Here is a 19,537-nt window from a genome sequence, read left to right as displayed (position 1 = left end):
TGCGCACGCTCGAGGCGCCGCGAACGTGCGCTCAGCACTTACCCGCGAGGTAGTTGCCTCATGTCGCGCCGTGCCGATACTCGACCCATGACCACCACTTCCCCGCCCCGAACGGGTGCCGATGTCATGGCGCAGTTCATCCCGCAGTCCCCATTCGTCGCCAAACTCGGCATCGTCGCCGAGCGACTCGACGGCGACGAGGTCCGGTTGCGCCTGCCGTGGGATGCGTCGAACGTGACGGTCGGCGACATGGTGCACGGCGGTGCGATCGCGGCGTTGGCGGACGTCGCGGTGATGGCCGCGGCGTGGTCGGGGGCCGCAGTGCCGGAGTCACTGCGCGGGGTCACCACGTCGATGTCCATGCAGTTCCTGGCACCCGCCCGTGCGTGTGACCTGGTCGCGATCGGGCGGGTGCTGCGCCGTGGCAGGACGTTGGTGAACTGCGAGGTCGACGTCGTGGCCGCCGACGGTGATGCCGTGGCGAAGGCGATCGCAACCTACAAAGTCGGTTAGCGCACACTCGCGGGCGTCGAGCGCGCGCAAAGTGTCGGAATTTCGCGGCGCGTCGTGCGCAGACACGCGCGCTCGCGCCACAAGGGGGTTACGGGGTGACCTCGGTCAGCCGGCCGGTGGCGACGTCGAAGATGAAGCCCCGCAGCGACTCGTGCTTGGTGACGAACGGGCTCGCCTCGATCCGCCGCAGCGACTGCCGCACGTCCACCTCCAAGTCGATGAACGACTCGGCCGCCCACTCGGGTTTGATGCCGATCTCATCCTGGATCTGCTGCTTGAACCCGTCGTCGGTGAAGGTCAGCATGCCGCAGTCGGTGTGGTGAATCAGGATGATCTCCTTGGTGCCGAGCAGTCGCTGGCTGATCGCCAAGGAGCGGATCTCGTCGTCGGTGATGACGCCGCCGGCGTTGCGGATGACGTGCGCCTCGCCGTCGCCCAGACCGAGAATCCGGTAGACGTCGAGACGGGCGTCCATGCACGCCACCACCGCGACGTGCTTGCTCGGCGGCAGCGGCAGCGGACCGGAGAACGTCTTCGCGTACTCCTCGTTGTTCTTCAGATATTCGTCGGTCACGGACACGCCGTCGACCATAGCCAACCCGGCGTGGTTCGCGCGGCAAGAAAATCACGCCGATCAAATATGGACGGCCGCCCCGTCCAGGGGCACAGGGCGGCCGTCGGCCGGATACATCTTCCTCAGTCCACCGGCACGTACAGGTCGTAGACCGTGGTTCCGCCCACGGCAATGGGGGTGAACGTCTTCTGCACCCACGTGGCGATCGCGGTGGCGCTCTCGTTGTGTCCGCGGGGTGGGCCGCCGTGGCCGTCCGGGATGAAGTAGCGGACCTCCCCCCGCGCGACGTACGCCTGGAACTGCGCGAGCGTCGGCGAGTTGTCGGACCCGCTGAAACCGCCGATGGACATCACCGATGCCCCCGTCTCCAGTTCGAGGCTGCCCGCAGACATCGAGCCGACGGTCGCGGCCGCCCACCGCGTTCCAGCGGTCCGCAGGAGGTTCTCGAGTGCGGGGTTGTCGTCGGCCGCGCCGGGCGGGCCGTGGGCACCGCGCGGTCCGTCAAAGCCCGCGCCGGGCCCGTGGCCGCCGCTCGGACCGGCGACGGGGATGGGCCCTGCCTGGGTATTGCCGACGGTGGCAAGCGTGTACGCGGCCGGGCCGGCCAGGCCGGCCACCACTGCGGTGATCGCGAGGACCTTGGCCGCCCGTCCCAGCCGGTGTGCCCCGACCACCATCATCGCCGCGGCGACGACGGAGACCACGAGCACCACCCAGCACAGCGCGGGCCACCACTGCGGTGTCCTGTCCAGGAGGATGAAGACCCACACACCGGTGACTGCCGACATAACACCCAACACCATGCGCGATGCGAGAAACTCTTTGCCGCGCCACAATTCGCTGGCCGCTAGGCCGACTAGCGCCGCCACCGCCGGTGCCAGCGCGACGGTGTAGTAGGGGTGGATGATGCCATCCATGAAGCTGAATACGGCGCCGGTGACGAGCAGCCAGCCGCCCCACATCACGAGCGCGGCCCGCAGGGGCGACGTTCGCGGGCTGTGGCGGGTGAACCACAGTCCGGCCAGCAACCCGATCAGCGCCGCGGGCAGCAGCCACGAGGCCTGGGCGCCCATGGCTTCACCGAACATCCTCCCGACGCCCGGTTCCCCACCGAAGAGCAGGTTGTGCCCGAAGCCGGGTCCCCCGGGACCGGGTGCCGGCGGTGGGCCACCCGGGCCGCCGCCGCCGGCGATGCGTTCGATTCCGTTGTATCCCAACGCGAGCTGCAACAGGCTGTTGTCGGTGGACCCGCCGATGTAGGGCCGTGACCGGGCCGGCCACAATTCGACCAGCGCGATGTACCACCCGGCGGAGACCACCATCGCGAGCGCACCGATTGCGAGCTTGCCGATGCGCCGCCACATCCCGACCGGCGCGGCGATCACAAACGCCAGCGCCAGACCCGGCACGACGAGGAACGCCTGCAGCATCTTGGTCAGGAACGCGAACCCGAGTGCGCAGCCCGCCAACGCCATCCACCGAGTGCTCGCGGTCTCGGTCGCCCGCACCACGCAGTAGGCGGCCACCACCATCAGCAGCACCAGCAGCGCGTCCGGATTGTTGAAGCGGAACATCAGCGCCGCGACGGGCGTGACCGCCAGTGCGGCGGCGGCGATCACGCCCGCGACGGGATCACTTGCTCTGCGCACGGCGGCGTACAGCACCGCGACCGAACCGACGCCCATCAATGCTTGCGGTAGCAGCATGGTGAACGCGCTGAAACCGAACAGCCTCCCGGACAACGCCATCACCCACAGCGCAGCCGGCGGCTTGTCCACCGTGATGGCGTTACCCGAGTCCAGCGAACCGAACAGCCAGGCTTTCCAGTCCTGCGTGCCGGCTTGGGCCGCCGCCGCGTAATAGTCGTTGGCCCATCCGTTCGCACCGAGGCCCCACAGGTACAGCACCGCGCTGGCCAGCAGCAGCGCAATCAGTGCCGGGCGGGTCCAGCGCGGCTCGCCCCGATCTGCCGCTACCTCGGACGTCGAGGCCAGCCGCGGGAATGTCTGCGTGATCGTCATCGCCGGGTTTCCTTGCTGTTGCCGCTCTTTCGCATCTTTCGGCCCCTGTTGGGATGGAACACCCAACCGCGCAGCAACACAAACCGCGCCGCGGTGGCCACCAGGTTGGCCAGCACCAACACTGCCAACTCCACCAAATGGTGGGGATGGGCGACCAGCAGGTGCAACGCGGCGAGGGATCCGCTGGTGATACCGAGCGCGATCCCGAACACGATCAACCCCTCGAGGTGGTGTCGGGTCACGTTCGTGAACCCTCCGATACCGAAGGTGAACCGGCGATTGGCCGCCGTGTTGGCTACGGCGGTGGTCAGCAGCGCGATCAGGTTCGCCGCCTGCGCCCCGAGCCAGCCCTGCATGAGCATGAACAGCACGACGTACGCCGCGGTCGAGACGATGCCGACCGCGCCGAAGCGCACGACTTGACGAAACAGCGACCCCGGGACCGCGGATCTCCTCGAGCCGAGTTGGGCGGCGATGTCGTGCACCGGAATCGAGCCGTTGGCGAATCCCCGCAGCAATCGTCGGATTCCTCTCAGGTCGGCGGTGGCGGAGGCGATGATGTCGACGCGGCTGTCCGGGTCGTCCACCCAGTCGACGGGCACCTCGTGGATGCGCAGCCCGCTGCGCTCGGCGAGCACCAGCAGTTCGGTGTCGAAGAACCATCCGGTGTCGGCGACATGTGGCAGCAGCAGACGCGCGACGTCGGCGCGGATCGCTTTGAAACCGCACTGTGCGTCGGAGAACTTCGACGCCAGAGTGGACTTCAGGATCAAGTTGTAGCAACGCGAGATGACTTCGCGCTTGGCGCCGCGCACGACCCGGGCACCGCGGCTCAGGCGTGTCCCGATCGCCAAATCGGAGTGCCCGGAGATCAGCGGCGCCACCAACGGGGCCAGGGCATTGAGATCGGTCGACAGGTCGACGTCCATGTAGGCCAGCACCGACGCGTCCGATTCCGACCACACGGCGCGCAGTGCGCGACCCCGTCCCTTCTCTTCGAGCCGTACCACCCGCACATCGCTTAGCTCGGCGGCCAGTTCGGTTGCGACCCGCGGTGTGTCGTCGCAGCTGGCGTTGTCAGCGATCGTGATCCGTGCGGGGAACGGGAAGTGCTCGCGCAGGTGCCTGTGCAGCCGGTGCACCGAGGGGCCTAGGTCGTCCTGCTCGTTGTACACCGGGATCACGACGTCCAGAACCGGGACGCAGGCTTCGCGGGCCAGGGTCGCGGCGTTCGGCCGGGAGTCGAATCGCATCCGTTCGGGGGTGTCACACTCGAGGGCGATGTCTGTCATGGCACTCATGGTCGAGGCGCATGTTGTGTCCCGCGTTGGCCCAACCTGTGCCTGAGCTATGAGTTGCTAGGCAGGTGGGTGAGGTCGTAGACATCCACGCCGTCGATGGTCACCGGCGAGTAATGGGTAGTGACGTAGTCGGCGATGTCCGCGGCATCGCGGCTACCGCTCGCCGTGTGGCGACCGAACGTCATCATGCGACCGCCGAGGAAGTAGTGAATGCGCCGCTCGGCGACCAGCACACGGAACTGCTCGAGCGTCGGCGCGGGATCCGTGCCGTTGAACCCACCGACCGCCATCACCGGGGCACCCGCCGCCAGTTGATAGCCCGCGGCGTTGTTCGAGCCGACGACCGCCGCCACCCACGTGTATCGCCCGGAGTCCGCCCGCAAGGCCGCGGTCAGTTTGGGTCCCGGCTTCGGCGCGTCGAGTAATCCTGGCGGACCGGCGAAACCACGGCCCGAAGGACCGACCGTGGGGATCGCACCGCTGTGCGGGGTTGCGGCGGTGGCCACCGAGAACGCGGCCGGTGGGGCCAGACACGATGTGACCGCCAACAGCGCCACCCACCGTGCCGCCGGCGCAGCGAAATTGCCGGCGACGAGCAGCAGTACGGCCGCGCCGACTCCCCCTACGGCGACCGCCGCGCGTATCCACGGCACCCAATCGGCGTCGCGAGACAGCAGCACCGCCGCGAGGCTCACCGTCACTACGACCGTGACCGCCATCGCTGTCGCCGCACGGACGTCGAAACGGTTCTGCCACACCAGGTTTGCTCCGATACCGATGCATCCCGCGATAGCGGGTGCGAGCGCCACGGTGTAGTAGGAGTGGATGATGCCGCCGGCGAAGCTGAACACCGCGGCCGTGACGATCAACCAGCCGCCCCACAAAATCAGCGCAGTGCGCTTCCGGTCGGTGCGCGGACAGCGCCTGAGGAGGATGAGACCCGCCGCCAGGCACACGAGCGCCGCCGGCAGCAGCCAGGCGATGTCCTGGCCCATCCCGGTGTCGAAGAGTCTGCCCCAGCCGACATCGTGGTCGAGGTTGCCCAGACCTCCGGGCTCGTCTCCGGTGATGCGTCCGAACCCGTTGTAGCCCAACGTCAATTCGGTGATGCTGTTGTGCTGCGAACCACCGATGTACGGTCGCGACGACGCCGGCCACATCTCCACGAGCAGCAGGTACCAGCCGCCCGAGACCACCACGGCCGCCGTGGCGGCAAGCAGGTCGGCCAACCGTCGCGGCCACGGCCGATGGCCCCCGACCAGGTACGCGAGGACGAAAGCCGGCAACACGAGGAACGCTTGCAGCATCTTGGCGAGGAAACCGAATCCCACCGCGGCGCCCGCACCGATCAGCCACCACCGGCTGGCGTCTTGCTCGCATGCGCGTTGCACACAATAGGCCGCGACCACCAACAGGAGCACCAGCAGCGCGTCGGGATTGTTGTAGCGAAAGATCAACGCCGCCACCGGTGTCAGCGCCAAAACCGCACCCGCGAGCAGTCCCGCGCCGCGGCCGGCCACCCGGCAGACCGCGGCGTACAACACCGCCACGGCAGCGACTCCCTCGAGCGCCTGCGGCACCAACACACTGACCGGACTGAGCCCGAACAGTCGCACCGAGATGTCGATGACCCACAGCGCCGCGGGCGTCTTGTCGACGGTGATCGCGTTCGCCGCATCGCTGGACCCGAACAGCATCGCGGTCCAGTCGCTCGCACCGGCCTGCGCCGCAGCGGAATAGAAAGCATTGGCCCACCCGCTGGCCGACAGGTTCCAGAGGTACAGCAGCGCCGTCGCCGCCAACAGTATGGGCAGCCCAAGGCGCGAGCGGTCGCGAAATCGTCGCAGTCTCCGCCGCGCCGGGACGGCGTACGCCTGCTCACGCACGGTCACGAGGACGGTCACCGGGTCAAGTGTGGCCGCACAGGCTACGTGCCGGTATTGCCCCCGCTGTGGGCGAGCTGTGAATCGCCGGGGAAGGTGACCACGAAGCGGGTGTCGCCGGGTGTGCTGTGCACATCGATGGTGCCGCGGTGTGCCTTGACGACGGCCGCGACGATCGCGAGACCAAGGCCGGTGCTGCCCTCGCGCCGGGAGCGCGACGAATCGCCGCGGGCGAACCTCTCGAAGATCTCGGGCTGCAACCAGACCGGGATCCCGGGACCGTCGTCGGCCACCGTCAGCACCGCACGACCGTCCGCCTCCACGGTCAGCGACGTGGTCACCGAGGTGCCCGGCGGAGTGTGGGTGCGCGCGTTGGCGAGCAGGTTCGCCAGCACTTGATGCAGACGTGCCTCGTCGCCGGGAACCACCACCGGCTCCTCCGGAAGGTCCAGCGCCCATTGATGTTCGGGTCCGGCGATGTGGGCGTCGCTGACCGCGTCGACGATCAGCCGCGACAGGTCCACCGACTCTCGCTCGAGCGGTCGTCCGGTGTCGAGCCGCGCCAGCAGCAGCATGTCCTCGACGAGCTGCGTCATGCGCGCGGTTTCGGACTCCACGCGGCTCATCGCGTGGGCGACGTCGTCGGGGACGTCGCCGCGTTTGCGCTGCGCCAGCTCGGTATAACCGCGGATGGCGGCCAGTGGGGTGCGCAGCTCGTGGCTGGCGTCGGCGACGAACTGGCGGATACGGGTCTCACTCGCGTGGCGCGCCGACAGCGCTGACGCGATCCGGTCGAGCATCCGGTTCAGCGCCGAGCCGAGCTGACCGATCTCGGTGTGTGCGCCCGCTGGATCGACTCTGACGATCGGCGTGGGCAGACGCACCTCACCCCGTTCGAGTTCCAGGTCGGCGACCTGTCGGGCCGCATCGGAAACCCTTGCCAGCGGCGCGAGTTGGCGCCGGATGATGAGGAACCCGGCGGTTGTCGCCCCGACCAGCGCGACAGCGCCGACCGCTCCGAAGATGACGGCGACGGTCAGCAACGTGTCATCGACATCGGACAGCGGAAGCCCGGTCACGATCGCCTCGCCGGGCCGATGGACCGATAGCGCGAGCACCCGGTAGCGGCCGAGCCCGTCAAGGTCGACCGTCGCGGGCGAACCCTGTGCCACCCGCGCGAGTTGTTGTGCAGCCGCGACACTGATCTCGCTGCGGGTCCCGTCGGCGGTGATGACTCCCGCGTCGACCGGTTCGCCGTGCGAGATCACAGCGCCCAGCGTGCGGGCGGCCTGTCCCGGCGCGTTGAGGAAGGCGGGTCCCGGCCCGGAGTCCTGCCGGAAGATCATGCGTTCGCGGAACCCGGGCCTCGGAAAGCCGGGCGGTGGAGGTGGCGGGCCGAACTCGAACAGTCCCGCCGAGCGCCGACCCGTCTCGAGCAGACGCTCGTCCAGCTGGTCGGTGAGAAAGTGTTGCAGTGCAAGGACTGTGCCGACCCCGACCGCCGCACACACCAGTGCGAGTAGCACGACCTGCGAGGCGAGCAGGCGGGCCCGCAGCGACCACGTCCGCGCCGAACGGATCCGCGTCGACGGCCCGGCTACGGGCCCGTCAGCGCGCGGGCTTGAGGACATACCCGGCTCCGCGCAAGGTGTGGATCATCGGCTCGCGCCCGCTGTCGATCTTCTTCCTCAGATACGAGACGTACAGCTCGACGATGTTCGAGCGGCCGCCGAAGTCGTAGCTCCATACGCGGTCGAGGATCTGCGCCTTGGAAAGCACGCGTTTCGAATTGCGCATCATGAACCGCAGCAGCTCGAACTCGGTGGCGGTCAACGAGATCAGCTCCCCGCCGCGCGTCACCTCGTGGCTGTCCTCGTCGAGGACGAGATCGCCCACCACGATCTTCGCGCCGCCCGATTCGCTCGCCACGCCGGTGCGCCGCAGCAGCGCCCGCAGCCGCAGCACCACTTCCTCGATGCTGAACGGTTTGGTGACGTAGTCATCGCCGCCGGCGGTCAGGCCGGCGATGCGGTCCTCCACCGAGTCTTTGGCCGTCAAGAGCAGCAGGGGCAGGCCGGGTATCTCCTCACGCAGTTTGCGCAGCACGTCGAGTCCGCTCATGTCGGGCAGCATCACGTCGAGTACGACGACGTCCGGCGGCGTCTCGCGGGCCGACGCGATGGCCGACGCCCCGTCGGTCGCGGTCGCGATCTCCCAGCCTTCGTACCGCAGCGCCATCGACACCAGTTCGGCCAGCACCGGTTCGTCGTCGACCACCAGCACGTGAATCGGCTTGCCGTCGGTCCGGCGCATGTCGACGCGGCCGGATCCCTGTTCGCTGACGCCTGGGGGAACGGAGTTGGCCACGGGCCCATTATCCGCAGCCGCCATGAGCGGTTCCTGTGTCGTTTCTATGCGTCGGCTGTGAATGGATGCACAGCGACGACCGAGCCGACGCACAGCCCGCACATATGGATCGCGGACAGTGTTGAGGCGTGAGTATCGACAACCAGGACGACCGATGGGGTGCCCCCGACCCGCAGGCATCGCGATGGGGCCGGCGCGAAACGGTATTGGCGCTTGCCGTCGCGATGGTGATCGCCGGTCTGGGCGGCGCGGCCATCTACGCCGCCACGGACGGCACGTCGGCCTCCCGGCCGCCGGCATTTCACGGGCCGCCCGACGGACCTCCCGGTCTGCCCGGCTGCCTCCCGCAGATGCCCGGAGCACATCCGGCGGGACTGCATGGTCACATCCTCGGCGACGGCACGAAAGCCGCCGGGGACACACGGCCTGGCTAGCCGGTCGGTGCGGGCTCCGCGGTCACCGGGGGCGTGGCCACCGACGTCGTCGGGGTTTCCGGAGCCTTGCTGTCGGTGACCGTCTCGCCGGTGGTGATCTCCGACGTCGTCACCGGCCCCGGGGTCACGGGAGGTTCGTCATCTTGCGCGGCCGTCGTGGAGGCGACCGAGAACGCCCCCATCGCGAGCAGCGCACTCGTCCCGACCGCCGCCGAGAGCAACTTCACCTGTTTCGTGTTCACTTCGATCTCCGTTTGTCCGGTGGGCGCGATCACCGTCGCGGCCCGTCTAACAGCGCAAACAGGGCTTCGTCGTCGAACCCTTGCGTGGTGGATAACCGAACGGGCGGCCGACGAAACGAACGGAGGCGCTACTTGGCGGCTTCCTCCTCCGACGGCAACGGCGCCGGTCCCTTGATGGTGGGCTTCGCGATTCCGACGACCGGAGCCGTGGCCGGGGTTGAGTTTCTGCTCGTCGCACCGACCGTCATGGTTGGTGTGGCGGTCGCGGGGCGGCTGGTCGAATGCGCTGCGAGCAACCCGAGCGCGGCCATGGCCACGAGCGCACAGCCGCCGATCACCGCCGCGACTGCCCGCATTCCGGCACCGGGTCGCACACCGCGACGTGTCATCTGAGTTCTCCGTTCGTGGTTGCCCAGTCGCCCCGTCGGCGCGGCCACCGGTGAAATCGCAGACGCCCCCCGACTGAACCAGCGGTTGCTGGACACCCGCTGCGACCGCGGTGAGAGTTCGCCAAAACGGCCAGCTCGGCGCGCTGCGACGGCCCGCATCACGGCCATCAGGGCCGTCATCTCCTAACCTGAGCGCATGCAGCCGACCGACAGACCCCCCGCATGACGCGGTTCCTGACGCGCCGACTGCTCAACTACCTGGTGTTGCTGGCACTGGCGTCGTTCCTGGTTTTCCTGCTCGCGTCGTGGCAGTTCGACCCCCTCGACAGTTTGGAGAGCCGCAACCCGCGTCCGCCGCAGGCCGTCATCGACGCCAAGCGCGCCGAACTCGGACTCGACAAGCCGGTGCTCGAGCAGTACGTCCACTGGGCGTCCGGCGCCATCCGCGGGGACTTCGGGGTGACGATCGGCGGGCAGCCGGTGACCGACGAGCTGTGGCGACGGGTAGGCGTCAGCCTCCGCCTACTGGTGATCGGCTCGGTCGTCGGGACCGTGATCGGTGTGGCCGCCGGGGCGTGGGGCGCCATCAGGCAGTACCGGCTCAGCGACCGCGTCGTGACCGTGCTGTCCCTTCTGGTGATCAGCACGCCGACGTTCGTGCTGGCCAACCTCTTCATCCTGGCCGCGCTGGGAGTGAACAACGTGTTCGGCGTCCGGATCTTCGAATACACCGGCGAGACTTCGCCATTCCCCATCGAGGGGGCGTGGAATCAGTTCGTCGACCGGTTGCAGCACCTGGTGTTGCCCAGCATGACGCTGGCCATCTCCTCGATCGCGATCTACAGCCGCTACCAGCGCAACGCGATGCTCGACGTCCTCGGGCAGGACTTCATCCGCACCGCGCGGGCCAAGGGCCTGACGCGGCGGCGCGCGCTCGTCAAACACGGCCTGCGCACCGCGCTGATCCCGATGGCGACGCTGTTCGCCTACAGCGTCGCGGGATTGGTGACCGGCGCGGTGTTCACCGAGAAGATCTTCGGCTGGTACGGCGTCGGGGAATGGATCGTCACCGGCATCGGAAACCAGGACATCAACATCGTCGCGGCGATCACCGTGCTGTCGGCGGCGATGATCCTGTTGGCCGGCTTGCTGTCCGACGTGGTCTACGCCGCGCTCGATCCGAGGGTGCGGGTGTCATGACCGAACCGGCCACGAACGAAACCTCGACCACCGCGCAGTCCGGTCTCGACACAGCCGGTTTCGCGTCGCGACGGTCGCTGGTGTTCCGCCGCTTCCTGCGCAACAAGCCGGCTGTCATCTCCCTGGTGCTGCTGCTGGTGCTGTTCGTCGGGTGCTACGCGTTGCCTCCCCTGTTGCCCTACAGCTACAACGATCTCGACTACTTCGCGCTGCAGCAGCCGCCCAGCCCCGACCACTGGTTCGGCACCAACGCGCTGGGACAGGACCTGTTCGCCCAGACGCTGCGGGGCATGCAGAAGTCGATGCTGATCGGTGTCTGCGTCGCGTTCATCTCGACGATCATCGCGGCGACCGTGGGCACGATCTCGGGGTACTTCGCCGACTGGCGAGACCCGGCCCTGATGTGGCTGGTCGACCTGATGCTGGTGGTGCCGAGCTTCCTGCTGATCTCGATCGTCGTGCAGCGCACCAAAGGCGACATTCTCTGGATGATCGTGCTGCTGTCGTTGTTCAGCTGGATGATCAGCTCCCGGATCGTCCGCGGCATGACGATGAGCCTGCGCGACCGCGAATTCGTCGCGGCCGCACGCTATATGGGCGTCAGCAACTGGCGGATCATCATCCGCCACATCCTGCCCAACGTCGCGTCGATCATCATCATCGACACGGCGCTCAACGTCGGCGTCGCGGTGCTGGCCGAAACAGGGTTGAGCTTCCTGGGTTTCGGCATCCAGCCACCCGATGTGTCGCTCGGAACGCTGATCGCCGACGGCACGAAGTCGGCGACGACGTTCCCGTGGCTGTTCCTGTTCCCCGGCGGTGTGCTGGTGCTGATCATTCTGTGCGCCAACCTCGTCGGCGACGGCTTGCGCGACGCGCTCGATCCGAGTGCCCGTCAGCTCCGGGGGCGCAAGCGATGAGCCTGCTCGAGGTCCGTGACCTCACCGTCGAGTTCCCCACGGACTCGGTACCGGTGAAAGCGGTGCGCGGCATGAACTTCGACGTCGGCAAGGGCGAGGTCGTGGCGCTGGTCGGCGAATCCGGGGCGGGTAAATCGGCCAGCGCGATGGCCGTCGTCGGCCTGCTCCCCGAGTACGCCGAGGTGTCGGGTTCGATCCGGCTGCACGGCGACCAGCTGATCGGGCTGTCCGATCAGCGGATGTCGGCGATCCGCGGCAAGGCCATCGGTACCGTGTTCCAGGACCCGATGTCGGCGCTCACCCCCGTCTACACCGTCGGCGACCAGATCGCCGAAGCCATCGAGATCCACCAGCGCGGCGTCGGCCGACAAGCCGCCAGGAAGCGCGCGGTCGAACTGCTCGAACTGGTCGGCATCGCCCAACCCGACCGGCGGGCCAAATCGTTTCCGCATGAACTCTCCGGTGGTGAACGCCAACGGGTGGTGATCGCGATCGCCATCGCCAACGATCCCGACCTGATCATCTGCGACGAGCCGACGACCGCCCTGGACGTCACCGTGCAGGCGCAGATCCTCGAGGTGCTCAAGACCGCTCGCGACGTGACCGGCGCCGGCGTCCTGATCATCACCCACGACCTCGGGGTGGTCGCCGAGTTCGCCGACCGCGCGCTGGTGATGTATGCGGGGCGTGCGGTCGAGGTGGCCGGCGTCGATCGGCTCTACCGCGATCGGCGCATGCCCTACACCGTGGGTCTGCTGGGCTCCGTTCCCCGCCTCGACGCCGCCCAGGGCGCGCGCCTGATCCCCATCCCGGGGGCACCGCCGTCGATGGCCGCGTTGCCGCCGGGGTGCCCCTTCGCGCCGCGCTGTCCGCTTGCCATCGACGATTGCCGCGCCGCCGAGCCCGAGTTGCTGCCCATGGATTCCGGGTCGGGCCATTCGGCCGCGTGCATCCGCACCGAGCACGTCGTCGGCCGCAGCGCCGCCGAGATCTACGGCGTATCGACGGCCGCGCCCGACGCGCCGTCTACGGCAGAACCCCCGGTGGTGCTGCGCGTCGACGATCTGGTCAAGACCTACAAACTGACCAAGGGTGTGGTGTTCCGCCGCCAGGTCGGTGAGGTGCGCGCCGTCGACGGCATCAGCTTCGAACTGCATCAGGGCCGCACGTTGGGCATCGTCGGAGAGTCCGGGTCGGGCAAGTCGACGACGCTGCACCAGATCCTGCAGCTGACCGCCCCGGAAGGCGGCTCCATCGAGGTGCTCGGCAAGGATGTGGCCACGCTGGACCGGCGCGCCCGCCGAGAGCTGCGAGGAGACCTGCAGGTGGTGTTCCAGGACCCGGTGGCCTCCCTGGACCCACGCCTGCCCGTGTTCGAAGTGCTCGCTGAACCGTTGCAGGCCAACGGCTTCGACAGGCGGCAACGCGACGAACGGGTCGGTGAGTTGCTCGGCATTGTCGGGCTGCGCCGTGAAGACGCCACCCGCTATCCGGCCGAGTTCTCCGGAGGGCAGAAGCAGCGCATCGGCATTGCGCGCGCGCTCGCGCTACAGCCGAAGATCCTCGCGCTCGACGAGCCGGTGTCGGCCCTGGACGTCTCCATCCAGGCCGGCATCATCAACCTGCTGCTCGATCTGCAGCAGCGGTTCGGGCTCTCCTATCTGTTCGTCTCGCACGACCTCTCGGTGGTGCGGCACCTCGCCCACCGGGTGGCGGTGATGTACAAGGGCACCGTCGTCGAACAGGGCGACGGTGACCAGGTGTTCACCGACCCGCAGCACGACTACACCCGCCGGTTGCTGGCCGCGGTTCCGCAACCGCAGGTGAATCGCCGCTAAAGTCGGAGCGCATGAATATCCGACGCTTCGCTGCGGTGGCCATGATCGCCGCGCTCACCCTGACCGCCTGCTCCGGCGGATCCGAGGAGGCCCCCTCCGCCGGCGGCGAGGCGACGGTGGGAAGCACCAACGACGTCAACCCGCAGGACGTCGCCAACCTGCAGCAAGGCGGCAACCTCCGGCTGGCGCTCAACGACTTCTCGCCGAACTTCAACCCGCTGCACATCGACGGCAACACCGGGGACAACAACTCGGTCCTCAAACCTACGATGCCGCGCGCGTTCCGGATCGGTCCCGACGGCTCGGCCACCGTCAACACCGACTACTTCACCGATGTGGAGCTGACGAGCACCGACCCGCAGGTCGTCACGTACACGATCAACCCGGACGCGGTGTGGAGCGACGGCGCACCGATCACCTGGGAGGACATCCGGTCGCAGATCAACGCGACCAGCGGCAGGGACGACCGGTTCGCGATCGCGGCGACCAACGGCAGCGACCGGGTCGAGAAGGTCGAGCGGGGCGTCGACGACCGCCAGGCCGTCGTCACCTTCGCCAAGCCGTGGTCGGACTGGCGCGGCATGTTCGCGGGCACCAGCATGCTGTTGCCCAAGAGCTCGACGGAGGATCCGGAGGTCTTCAACAGGGGACAGCTCAACGGCCCCGGCCCGTCGGCGGGACCGTTCATCGTCTCCAACCTCGATCGTGGTGCCAAGCGAATCACGTTGACTCGCAACCCCAAATGGTGGGGTGAGCAGCCGCTGCTGGACAGCATCACCTTCCTGGTCCTCGACGACGCCGCGCGTATCCCCGCGCTGCAGAACAACACCATCGACGCCACCGGGCTGGCGACGCTCGACGAGATGGAGATCGCGCGACGCACGCAGGGGGTGACCATCCGGCGGGCGCCCGGTCTGGCCTGGTATCACTTCACGTTCAACGGCTCCCCGGGTTCGATCCTGGCCGACCCCGCGCTGCGACGCGCCATCGCCAAGGGCATCGACCGCAAGACCATCGCCGAAGTCACTCAGCGCGGGCTCGCCGACAACCCCGCACCGCTGAACAACCACATCTTCGTCGCGGGCCAAGAGGGTTACCAGGACAACAGCGGCGCGCTGGCCTTCGACCCGGAGAAGGCCAAGCAGGAACTCGACGCGCTCGGTTGGCGGCAGGTCGGCCAGTTCCGGGAGAAGGACGGCCGCCAACTCGTGATCCGCGACGTGCTGTTCGACTCCCTCAGCACCCGGCAGTACGGGCAGATCGCGCAGAACAACCTCGCCCAGATCGGCGTGAAACTGGAGCTGGACGTCCGCCCGGCCGCCGGCTTCTTCACCGACTACGTCACCGTCGGCAACTTCGACATCGCCCAATTCTCCTGGAGCGGTGACGCTTTCCCGCTCGCGAGCCTGACACAGATCTACCGCACCGGAGCCGAGAGCAACTTCGGGCAGATCGGCACCCCGGAGATCGACGCGAAGATCGAGCAGACCGTCGGTGAACTCGATCCGGCCAAAGCCCGTGTCCTGGCCAACGAGCTGGACAAGATGCTGTTCAACGAGGTGTTCAGCCTGCCGTTGACCCAGTCGCCCGGAAACGTCGCGGTGCGAAGCAATCTGGCCAACTTCGGTGCGTTCGGCCTGGCCGACGCGGACTACACCAAGATCGGCTTCATGAAGCCGTAAGACCCTCAGGTCTGAGGACCTTCGTCGACACCTCCGGGGGCTTCGGTCCTTTCGTGGGAGCAGGAGCTTCGCCCAGCTCACATGCCGTCGTAGCGTGGGTGCGGGAGCCGATGATGACTGCATTCATGCGCAATACAGACGCCTTCACCTGGGCGATGGAAAGTGACCCGCGGTTGCGGTCGACCGTGGTGACGGTGATCCTGCTCGAGCAGGCACCCGACTGGACCGCGGTGCGCAGCCGGTTCGACCGGATGAGCCGCATGCTGCCGATGTTGCGGCAGCGAGTCGTACAGTCGCCGCCGCCGGCACCTCCGCGGTGGGAGCCGGCACCCGACTTCGACCTCGACTTTCACATGCGGCGGGTGACCGCTCCGACTCCGGGCACCGTGGACACCGTGCTGGAGATGGCGCGCGTGGCGGAGATGGCCGACTTCGACCGGGCTCGTCCGCTCTGGGAAGTCACGCTGATCGACGGATTGCCGAACGGGGCGGCCGCGGTGCTGTGCCGGTTCCACCACGCCTTGACCGACGGCGTCGGCGGCATCCAGATCGGCATGATCCTGTTCGACCTCGAACCGCATCCGAACGCCGACCCGCCCTGGCCCGAACCGCCGCCCGCACCCACGACCGACTCGTGGCTCGGTGCTTACCGTGATGCATTGCGCTACAACGCGGGACTGGCCGGCGCCGCCGCGGGCATCGCGGCCAAGTCGGCGCCGAAGTGGCTGCAGCGAGGGATTCGCAATCCGCTCGAGGCGTTGGCTGCGACAACGGCGACGGCGGCGTCGGTCTACCGCACGGTCCGCCCGGTGAACAGCACCGGATCGCCACTGATCACCCGCCGCAGCCTGGTCCGTCGCCTCGGGGTGCACGAGGTCTCGCTGCGTGGACTCCGCGAGGCGGCGCACCGGTGTGACTGCGCACTTAACGACGCGTTCGTGGCCGGGGTCGCCGGCGGTTTGCGTCGTTACCACGAAGCGCACGGCATCGTCATCGGCGACCTGCACCTGACCATGCCGATCAACCTGCGGACCGACGGAGAGGAGATGGGCGGCAATCGGATAACGCTGATGCGGTTCGATGTGCCCGCGGGGCTCCCCGACCCGGCTAAGAGGATCCGTGAAATCCGTTCCCGCACAAGCGATGTTCGTCATGAGCGTTCGATTCCGTATACGCAGACGATCGCCGGGGTCCTCAACCTCATGCCGCGCTGGTACATCGGCTCCATCCTGCGCCACGTGGATTTCGTCGCCAGCGACGTGCCGGGGATCCCGGTCACCGTGTATCTCGGTGGGGCCCGCGTGAGCGCCCAGTACGCATTCGGACCGACGATCGGCGCGGCCGTCAACGTGACGCTGTTGACCTATACCGACACCTGTCATCTCGGCCTGAACGTCGACACCGGCGCGATCCCCGACTACGACCTCTTCCATACATGCATGGTTGAGGGGTTCGACGAAGTCCTGGCGCTGGCGGACTGAGAACCGCGGCGCCTTAGGCTCTCGGTGAGCCAAAGCAGTGTTCGCGGTGTCGGCGGTCGGTAGAACAAACGCCATGACAACGGCCGACATCCCCACACGCGCGCTTCCCGGAACTCCGGAGTGGACGCAGCTGCTCGCCCGCATCGCCGAAGGCGCCAGCGACCGCGACCTCAACGACGAGAATCCCTTCGACGCGGTCGCCGCGCTCAAGCACGCGGGCTTTGGCACCCTTCGACTGCCGGTCGAGGCAGGTGGTGCAGGATTCACCGTCCCGCAACTGTTTTCTGCCGTCATCGACGTCGCGCACGCCGATCCGATTGTCGCGCACATCTTCCGCACCCACTTTTGGTTCGTCGAGGAACGACTGCGCACGATCGATCTGCCGACGTCGAAGGCGTGGTTGGAGAAGGTCGCCGCCGGCAAAATCTTCGGCAACGCGTTCAGCGAGAAGGGCTCGTTGGCCGTCGGCAGCCTGGTGTTCAAGACGCGTCTGCTACCCGACCCCACCAATGAGGGGGCGTACCGGTTGGACGGCGAGAAGTTCTACAGCACAGGAACGTTGTTCTCCGACTACCTCACGGTGACCGCCACCACCGACCACGACTCGGTCGCCAACGTGGTGGTGCCCGCCGACCGTGAGGGGGTGCGCATCATCGACGACTGGGACGGCTTCGGTCAGCGTCGCACCGGCACGGGCACCACCGTCTTCACCGATGTCGCGGTCGCCGCCGACGAGGTGCTCAGCGACACACCCTACGACGCCGATCCGGTGCCGACGGTCCAGTACGCCTCGCTGCAGCTGTTCATCCACGCGGTCGTGGCGGGCATCCTCGAGTCCGTCGTCGACGACGGCGTCGCGCTGTTGCGGTCCCGTGACCGCAGCTTCAGCCACGCGCTGACCGAGCGGCCCAGCGACGATCCGCTGTACCAGAAGCTGCTCGGCGAGCTGGCCAGTACCGCCTACATCGCCCGGGCCTCGGTGCTCGATGCGGCGGCGGCCATCGGCGCCGCGACGGCCTCGGAGGTCGACGGGGTTCCCGACGCCGACCTCGCCGCGGAGGCCCAGCTGAAGGTGGCCAAGGTCAAGGTGCATCTGGACGCGGTGGCGCCGGAGGCCGCCACGCGACTGCTCGAGCTCGGCGGGGCCAGCGCCGCCAGCCGCAAACGCAATCTGGACCGGCACTGGCGCAACATCCGCACCATCACGTTGCACAACCCGGTCGTCTACAAGGCCAGGGTGATCGGCCAGAACCTGCTGCACGACACCCCGATTCCGTCGAACGCCTACTTCTGACCCCTCACCCACCCAAGCGATTTGTGCGTGATTTCGATCGCTCAGCGAACGTTTTCACGCACGAATCGCATCTAGGAGTGCTCCATGTCGCGTCAACTACACCTGGGCGGTTTTCAGATCGCCTCACAGGTCACCCATTCGCATGCGGCGTGGCGTCATCCCGCCAGTGACACCGGGTTCACCACGCCGGAGTACTACCACCGCATCGGTCGCATCCTCGAGCGCGGCAAGTTCGACTTCGTGTTCTTCGCCGATCTGCTCGCCGCGCCGATCCGCTTCGGTGACGACATCACCGAGCCGCTGCGCCGCGGCACCCAGGCGACGGCGACGCTGGACCCGTCGATCGTCGCGGCCAGCATCGGCGCGGTGACCCCGACAAGGTGCTGATATTCCCTGCGTTCATTCCGTTCATCGGGGAGACCGAGTCGATCGCGCGGGAGAAGGCGGCGTTCCACAACGAGTTGGCCGATCCGATCTCCGGTCTGATCACGTTGTCCGTACACACCGACCACGACTTCTCGGTCTACGACCTCGACGCTCCAGTCGAAGATGTCCAGGTGACCGGGACGCAGGGCCTGTTCGACACGGCGCGACGGGTCGCCAACCGGGACAACCTGACCCTGCGCGACATCGGCAAGTGGTACGCACAGGGTGTGCTCCTGCCCCAATTCGTCGGTACCGCAGAGCAGGTCGCCGACCAGATAGAGGAATCGTTCAACGCCGGCGAGGCCGACGGGTTCATGGTGTCGGCCGCGCAGACACCGGGCACCTTCAACGACTTCGTCGACTCGGTGGTTCCCGAACTGCAGCGGCGCGGCCTGTTCCGCACCGAGTACACGGGCGACACGCTGCGCGAACACCTGGGGCTCGGTGATGTCACCTTCGGGCCGGCGCAGCGGCTGCAGTCTGCGAGCTAACCGGTCGACAGGCGCGGGCGCAATCGCTGCGCGTCGATCTGCGCTCCCGCTTCGAGGTCGTCGATGAGCGTCTGGGCATAGGCGACGAGCCCCGTGACGTCGACGCCGTGGGCGACCGAGGTTACGTCGGCCAGGCCGGCGCGGGCGCGGCTCAACACCCCCAGCGCACCCTTGGTGTTTCCGCGTTGCACGTGGGTGATGCCGACCGCGAGCTGGGCGAGGCTCTGCCAGAGGGTGCGTTCGGTGTCCGGGCCGTTCTTCCACGCCGCCTCCAACACCTCGTGCGCGTGGAACGCCATGCCCTTGTCGAGGAGCTCCTGGGCATAGGCGAGGGTTTCGGCCGGCGGCAGGTCGAGGTCGTCGGGGATCCGCGCGACCCCCTCGCTGCCGTGGGGCAGCGGCCGTCCCAGCGCATCGCGGGGGCGGGTGTTGCGCGGACGCCCGGCGTCGTCGCGGTCGCGCTCGGCCATGGAACCCATCT

Annotated in this window: 17 protein-coding genes and 1 pseudogene; 9 read left to right on the top strand and 9 right to left on the bottom strand. The window is 67.9% G+C overall.

The features are described from left to right. Window positions 1-87: 87 nt before the first annotated feature. Window positions 88-513, top strand: coding sequence for a PaaI family thioesterase (locus AU072_RS09530; RefSeq protein WP_064413558.1), 426 nt, complete (start codon window positions 88-90; stop codon window positions 511-513). Between the two features lie 88 nt (window positions 514-601). Here the strand turns inward: AU072_RS09530 and AU072_RS09525 are convergent, their stop codons facing one another. The 6 genes from AU072_RS09525 to AU072_RS09500 form a co-directional block, all read right to left on the bottom strand. After that, the gene (locus AU072_RS09525; protein WP_064347063.1) at window positions 602-1,093 is read right to left on the bottom strand and encodes a beta-class carbonic anhydrase; all 492 of its coding nucleotides are present in this window, start codon (window positions 1,091-1,093) and stop codon (window positions 602-604) included. Window positions 1,094-1,209: 116 nt separating this feature from the next. Beyond that, window positions 1,210-3,108: an ArnT family glycosyltransferase gene (locus AU072_RS09520; protein WP_064413557.1), complete on the bottom strand. Its 1,899-nt coding sequence runs from the start codon at window positions 3,106-3,108 to the stop codon at window positions 1,210-1,212. Next, window positions 3,105-4,409, bottom strand: coding sequence for a bifunctional glycosyltransferase family 2/GtrA family protein (locus tag AU072_RS09515; protein WP_064413556.1), 1,305 nt, complete (start codon window positions 4,407-4,409; stop codon window positions 3,105-3,107). The genes AU072_RS09520 and AU072_RS09515 overlap by 4 nt, the downstream gene beginning before the upstream one ends. A gap of 47 nt (window positions 4,410-4,456) precedes the next feature. Continuing rightward, complete coding sequence (locus AU072_RS09510; RefSeq protein WP_082680743.1) at window positions 4,457-6,313, bottom strand: glycosyltransferase family 39 protein; 1,857 nt, start codon at window positions 6,311-6,313, stop codon at window positions 4,457-4,459. Window positions 6,314-6,336: 23 nt separating this feature from the next. Continuing rightward, window positions 6,337-7,923 carry a sensor histidine kinase gene (locus AU072_RS09505; RefSeq protein WP_064413555.1) on the bottom strand — a complete coding sequence of 529 codons (1,587 nt, stop codon included), beginning with the start codon at window positions 7,921-7,923 and terminating at the stop codon, window positions 6,337-6,339. Further along, window positions 7,901-8,605 (bottom strand): response regulator transcription factor, encoded by a 705-nt coding sequence (locus AU072_RS09500; protein WP_064413554.1) that lies wholly within the window; start codon window positions 8,603-8,605, stop codon window positions 7,901-7,903. The genes AU072_RS09505 and AU072_RS09500 overlap by 23 nt, the downstream gene beginning before the upstream one ends. Window positions 8,606-8,787: 182 nt before the next feature. On the opposite strand from AU072_RS09500, the gene AU072_RS09495 reads away from it, so the two are divergent. After that, the gene (locus AU072_RS09495; RefSeq protein WP_067394714.1) at window positions 8,788-9,093 is read left to right on the top strand and encodes a hypothetical protein; all 306 of its coding nucleotides are present in this window, start codon (window positions 8,788-8,790) and stop codon (window positions 9,091-9,093) included. Here the strand turns inward: AU072_RS09495 and AU072_RS09490 are convergent. Further along, window positions 9,090-9,335 carry a hypothetical protein gene (locus AU072_RS09490; RefSeq protein WP_064347061.1) on the bottom strand — a complete coding sequence of 82 codons (246 nt, stop codon included), beginning with the start codon at window positions 9,333-9,335 and terminating at the stop codon, window positions 9,090-9,092. The genes AU072_RS09495 and AU072_RS09490 overlap by 4 nt on opposite strands. A 128-nt stretch (window positions 9,336-9,463) precedes the next feature. Next, entirely contained in the window at window positions 9,464-9,724 is a 261-nt protein-coding gene (locus tag AU072_RS28280) for a hypothetical protein (protein WP_064413553.1), read from the bottom strand. A 222-nt stretch (window positions 9,725-9,946) separates the two neighbouring features. On the opposite strand from AU072_RS28280, the gene AU072_RS09480 reads away from it, so the two are divergent. The 7 genes and pseudogenes from AU072_RS09480 to AU072_RS09450 all read left to right on the top strand — a co-directional run bounded on the left by AU072_RS09480 (window position 9,947) and on the right by AU072_RS09450 (window position 19,056). Further along, complete coding sequence (locus AU072_RS09480; protein WP_064413552.1) at window positions 9,947-10,924, top strand: oligopeptide ABC transporter permease OppB; 978 nt, start codon at window positions 9,947-9,949, stop codon at window positions 10,922-10,924. Further along, entirely contained in the window at window positions 10,921-11,844 is a 924-nt protein-coding gene (locus AU072_RS09475; RefSeq protein WP_064413551.1) for an oligopeptide ABC transporter permease OppC, read from the top strand. Before AU072_RS09480 ends, AU072_RS09475 begins: the two co-directional genes overlap by 4 nt. Beyond that, the gene (locus AU072_RS09470; RefSeq protein WP_064413550.1) at window positions 11,841-13,682 is read left to right on the top strand and encodes an oligopeptide ABC transporter ATP-binding protein OppD; all 1,842 of its coding nucleotides are present in this window, start codon (window positions 11,841-11,843) and stop codon (window positions 13,680-13,682) included. The genes AU072_RS09475 and AU072_RS09470 overlap by 4 nt, the downstream gene beginning before the upstream one ends. Before the next feature lie 11 nt (window positions 13,683-13,693). After that, complete coding sequence (locus AU072_RS09465) at window positions 13,694-15,364, top strand: oligopeptide ABC transporter substrate-binding protein OppA (RefSeq protein WP_064413549.1); 1,671 nt, start codon at window positions 13,694-13,696, stop codon at window positions 15,362-15,364. Window positions 15,365-15,477: 113 nt separating this feature from the next. Continuing rightward, on the top strand, window positions 15,478-16,845 hold the full coding sequence (locus AU072_RS09460) for a wax ester/triacylglycerol synthase domain-containing protein (RefSeq protein ID WP_064413597.1): 1,368 nt from the start codon (window positions 15,478-15,480) through the stop codon (window positions 16,843-16,845). A 73-nt stretch (window positions 16,846-16,918) separates the two neighbouring features. Next, the gene (locus AU072_RS09455; protein WP_064413548.1) at window positions 16,919-18,139 is read left to right on the top strand and encodes an acyl-CoA dehydrogenase family protein; all 1,221 of its coding nucleotides are present in this window, start codon (window positions 16,919-16,921) and stop codon (window positions 18,137-18,139) included. Between the two features lie 84 nt (window positions 18,140-18,223). Further along, a pseudogene (locus AU072_RS09450) lies at window positions 18,224-19,056 on the top strand (hypothetical protein). Here the strand turns inward: AU072_RS09450 and AU072_RS09445 are convergent. Then, window positions 19,053-19,526: a DUF309 domain-containing protein gene (locus AU072_RS09445; RefSeq protein ID WP_064413596.1), complete on the bottom strand. Its 474-nt coding sequence runs from the start codon at window positions 19,524-19,526 to the stop codon at window positions 19,053-19,055. The pseudogene AU072_RS09450 and the gene AU072_RS09445 overlap by 4 nt on opposite strands. Window positions 19,527-19,537 lie beyond the last annotated feature (11 nt).

The organism is Mycolicibacterium novocastrense (assembly GCF_001499835.1).
GTDB lineage: Bacteria > Actinomycetota > Actinomycetes > Mycobacteriales > Mycobacteriaceae > Mycobacterium > Mycobacterium novocastrense.
The sequence above is the reverse complement of the archived record's forward strand: the minus strand, read 5'-3'. Positions and strand labels throughout refer to the sequence as shown.

What these genes read in the sequence shown, in the direction of transcription:
- AU072_RS09530 (WP_064413558.1), top strand. Translation starts at nt 88, where the DNA reads ATGACCACCACTTCCCCGCCCCGAACGGGTGCCGATGTCATGGCGCAG.
- AU072_RS09520 (WP_064413557.1), bottom strand. Translation starts at nt 3,108, where the DNA reads ATGACGATCACGCAGACATTCCCGCGGCTGGCCTCGACGTCCGAGGTA.
- AU072_RS09515 (WP_064413556.1), bottom strand. Translation starts at nt 4,409, where the DNA reads ATGAGTGCCATGACAGACATCGCCCTCGAGTGTGACACCCCCGAACGG.
- AU072_RS09505 (WP_064413555.1), bottom strand. Translation starts at nt 7,923, where the DNA reads ATGTCCTCAAGCCCGCGCGCTGACGGGCCCGTAGCCGGGCCGTCGACG.
- AU072_RS09500 (WP_064413554.1), bottom strand. Translation starts at nt 8,605, where the DNA reads ATGCGCCGGACCGACGGCAAGCCGATTCACGTGCTGGTGGTCGACGAC.
- AU072_RS28280 (WP_064413553.1), bottom strand. Translation starts at nt 9,724, where the DNA reads ATGACACGTCGCGGTGTGCGACCCGGTGCCGGAATGCGGGCAGTCGCG.
- AU072_RS09480 (WP_064413552.1), top strand. Translation starts at nt 9,947, where the DNA reads ATGACGCGGTTCCTGACGCGCCGACTGCTCAACTACCTGGTGTTGCTG.
- AU072_RS09475 (WP_064413551.1), top strand. Translation starts at nt 10,921, where the DNA reads ATGACCGAACCGGCCACGAACGAAACCTCGACCACCGCGCAGTCCGGT.
- AU072_RS09470 (WP_064413550.1), top strand. Translation starts at nt 11,841, where the DNA reads ATGAGCCTGCTCGAGGTCCGTGACCTCACCGTCGAGTTCCCCACGGAC.
- AU072_RS09465 (WP_064413549.1), top strand. Translation starts at nt 13,694, where the DNA reads ATGAATATCCGACGCTTCGCTGCGGTGGCCATGATCGCCGCGCTCACC.
- AU072_RS09460 (WP_064413597.1), top strand. Translation starts at nt 15,478, where the DNA reads ATGACTGCATTCATGCGCAATACAGACGCCTTCACCTGGGCGATGGAA.
- AU072_RS09455 (WP_064413548.1), top strand. Translation starts at nt 16,919, where the DNA reads ATGACAACGGCCGACATCCCCACACGCGCGCTTCCCGGAACTCCGGAG.
- AU072_RS09445 (WP_064413596.1), bottom strand. Translation starts at nt 19,526, where the DNA reads ATGGCCGAGCGCGACCGCGACGACGCCGGGCGTCCGCGCAACACCCGC.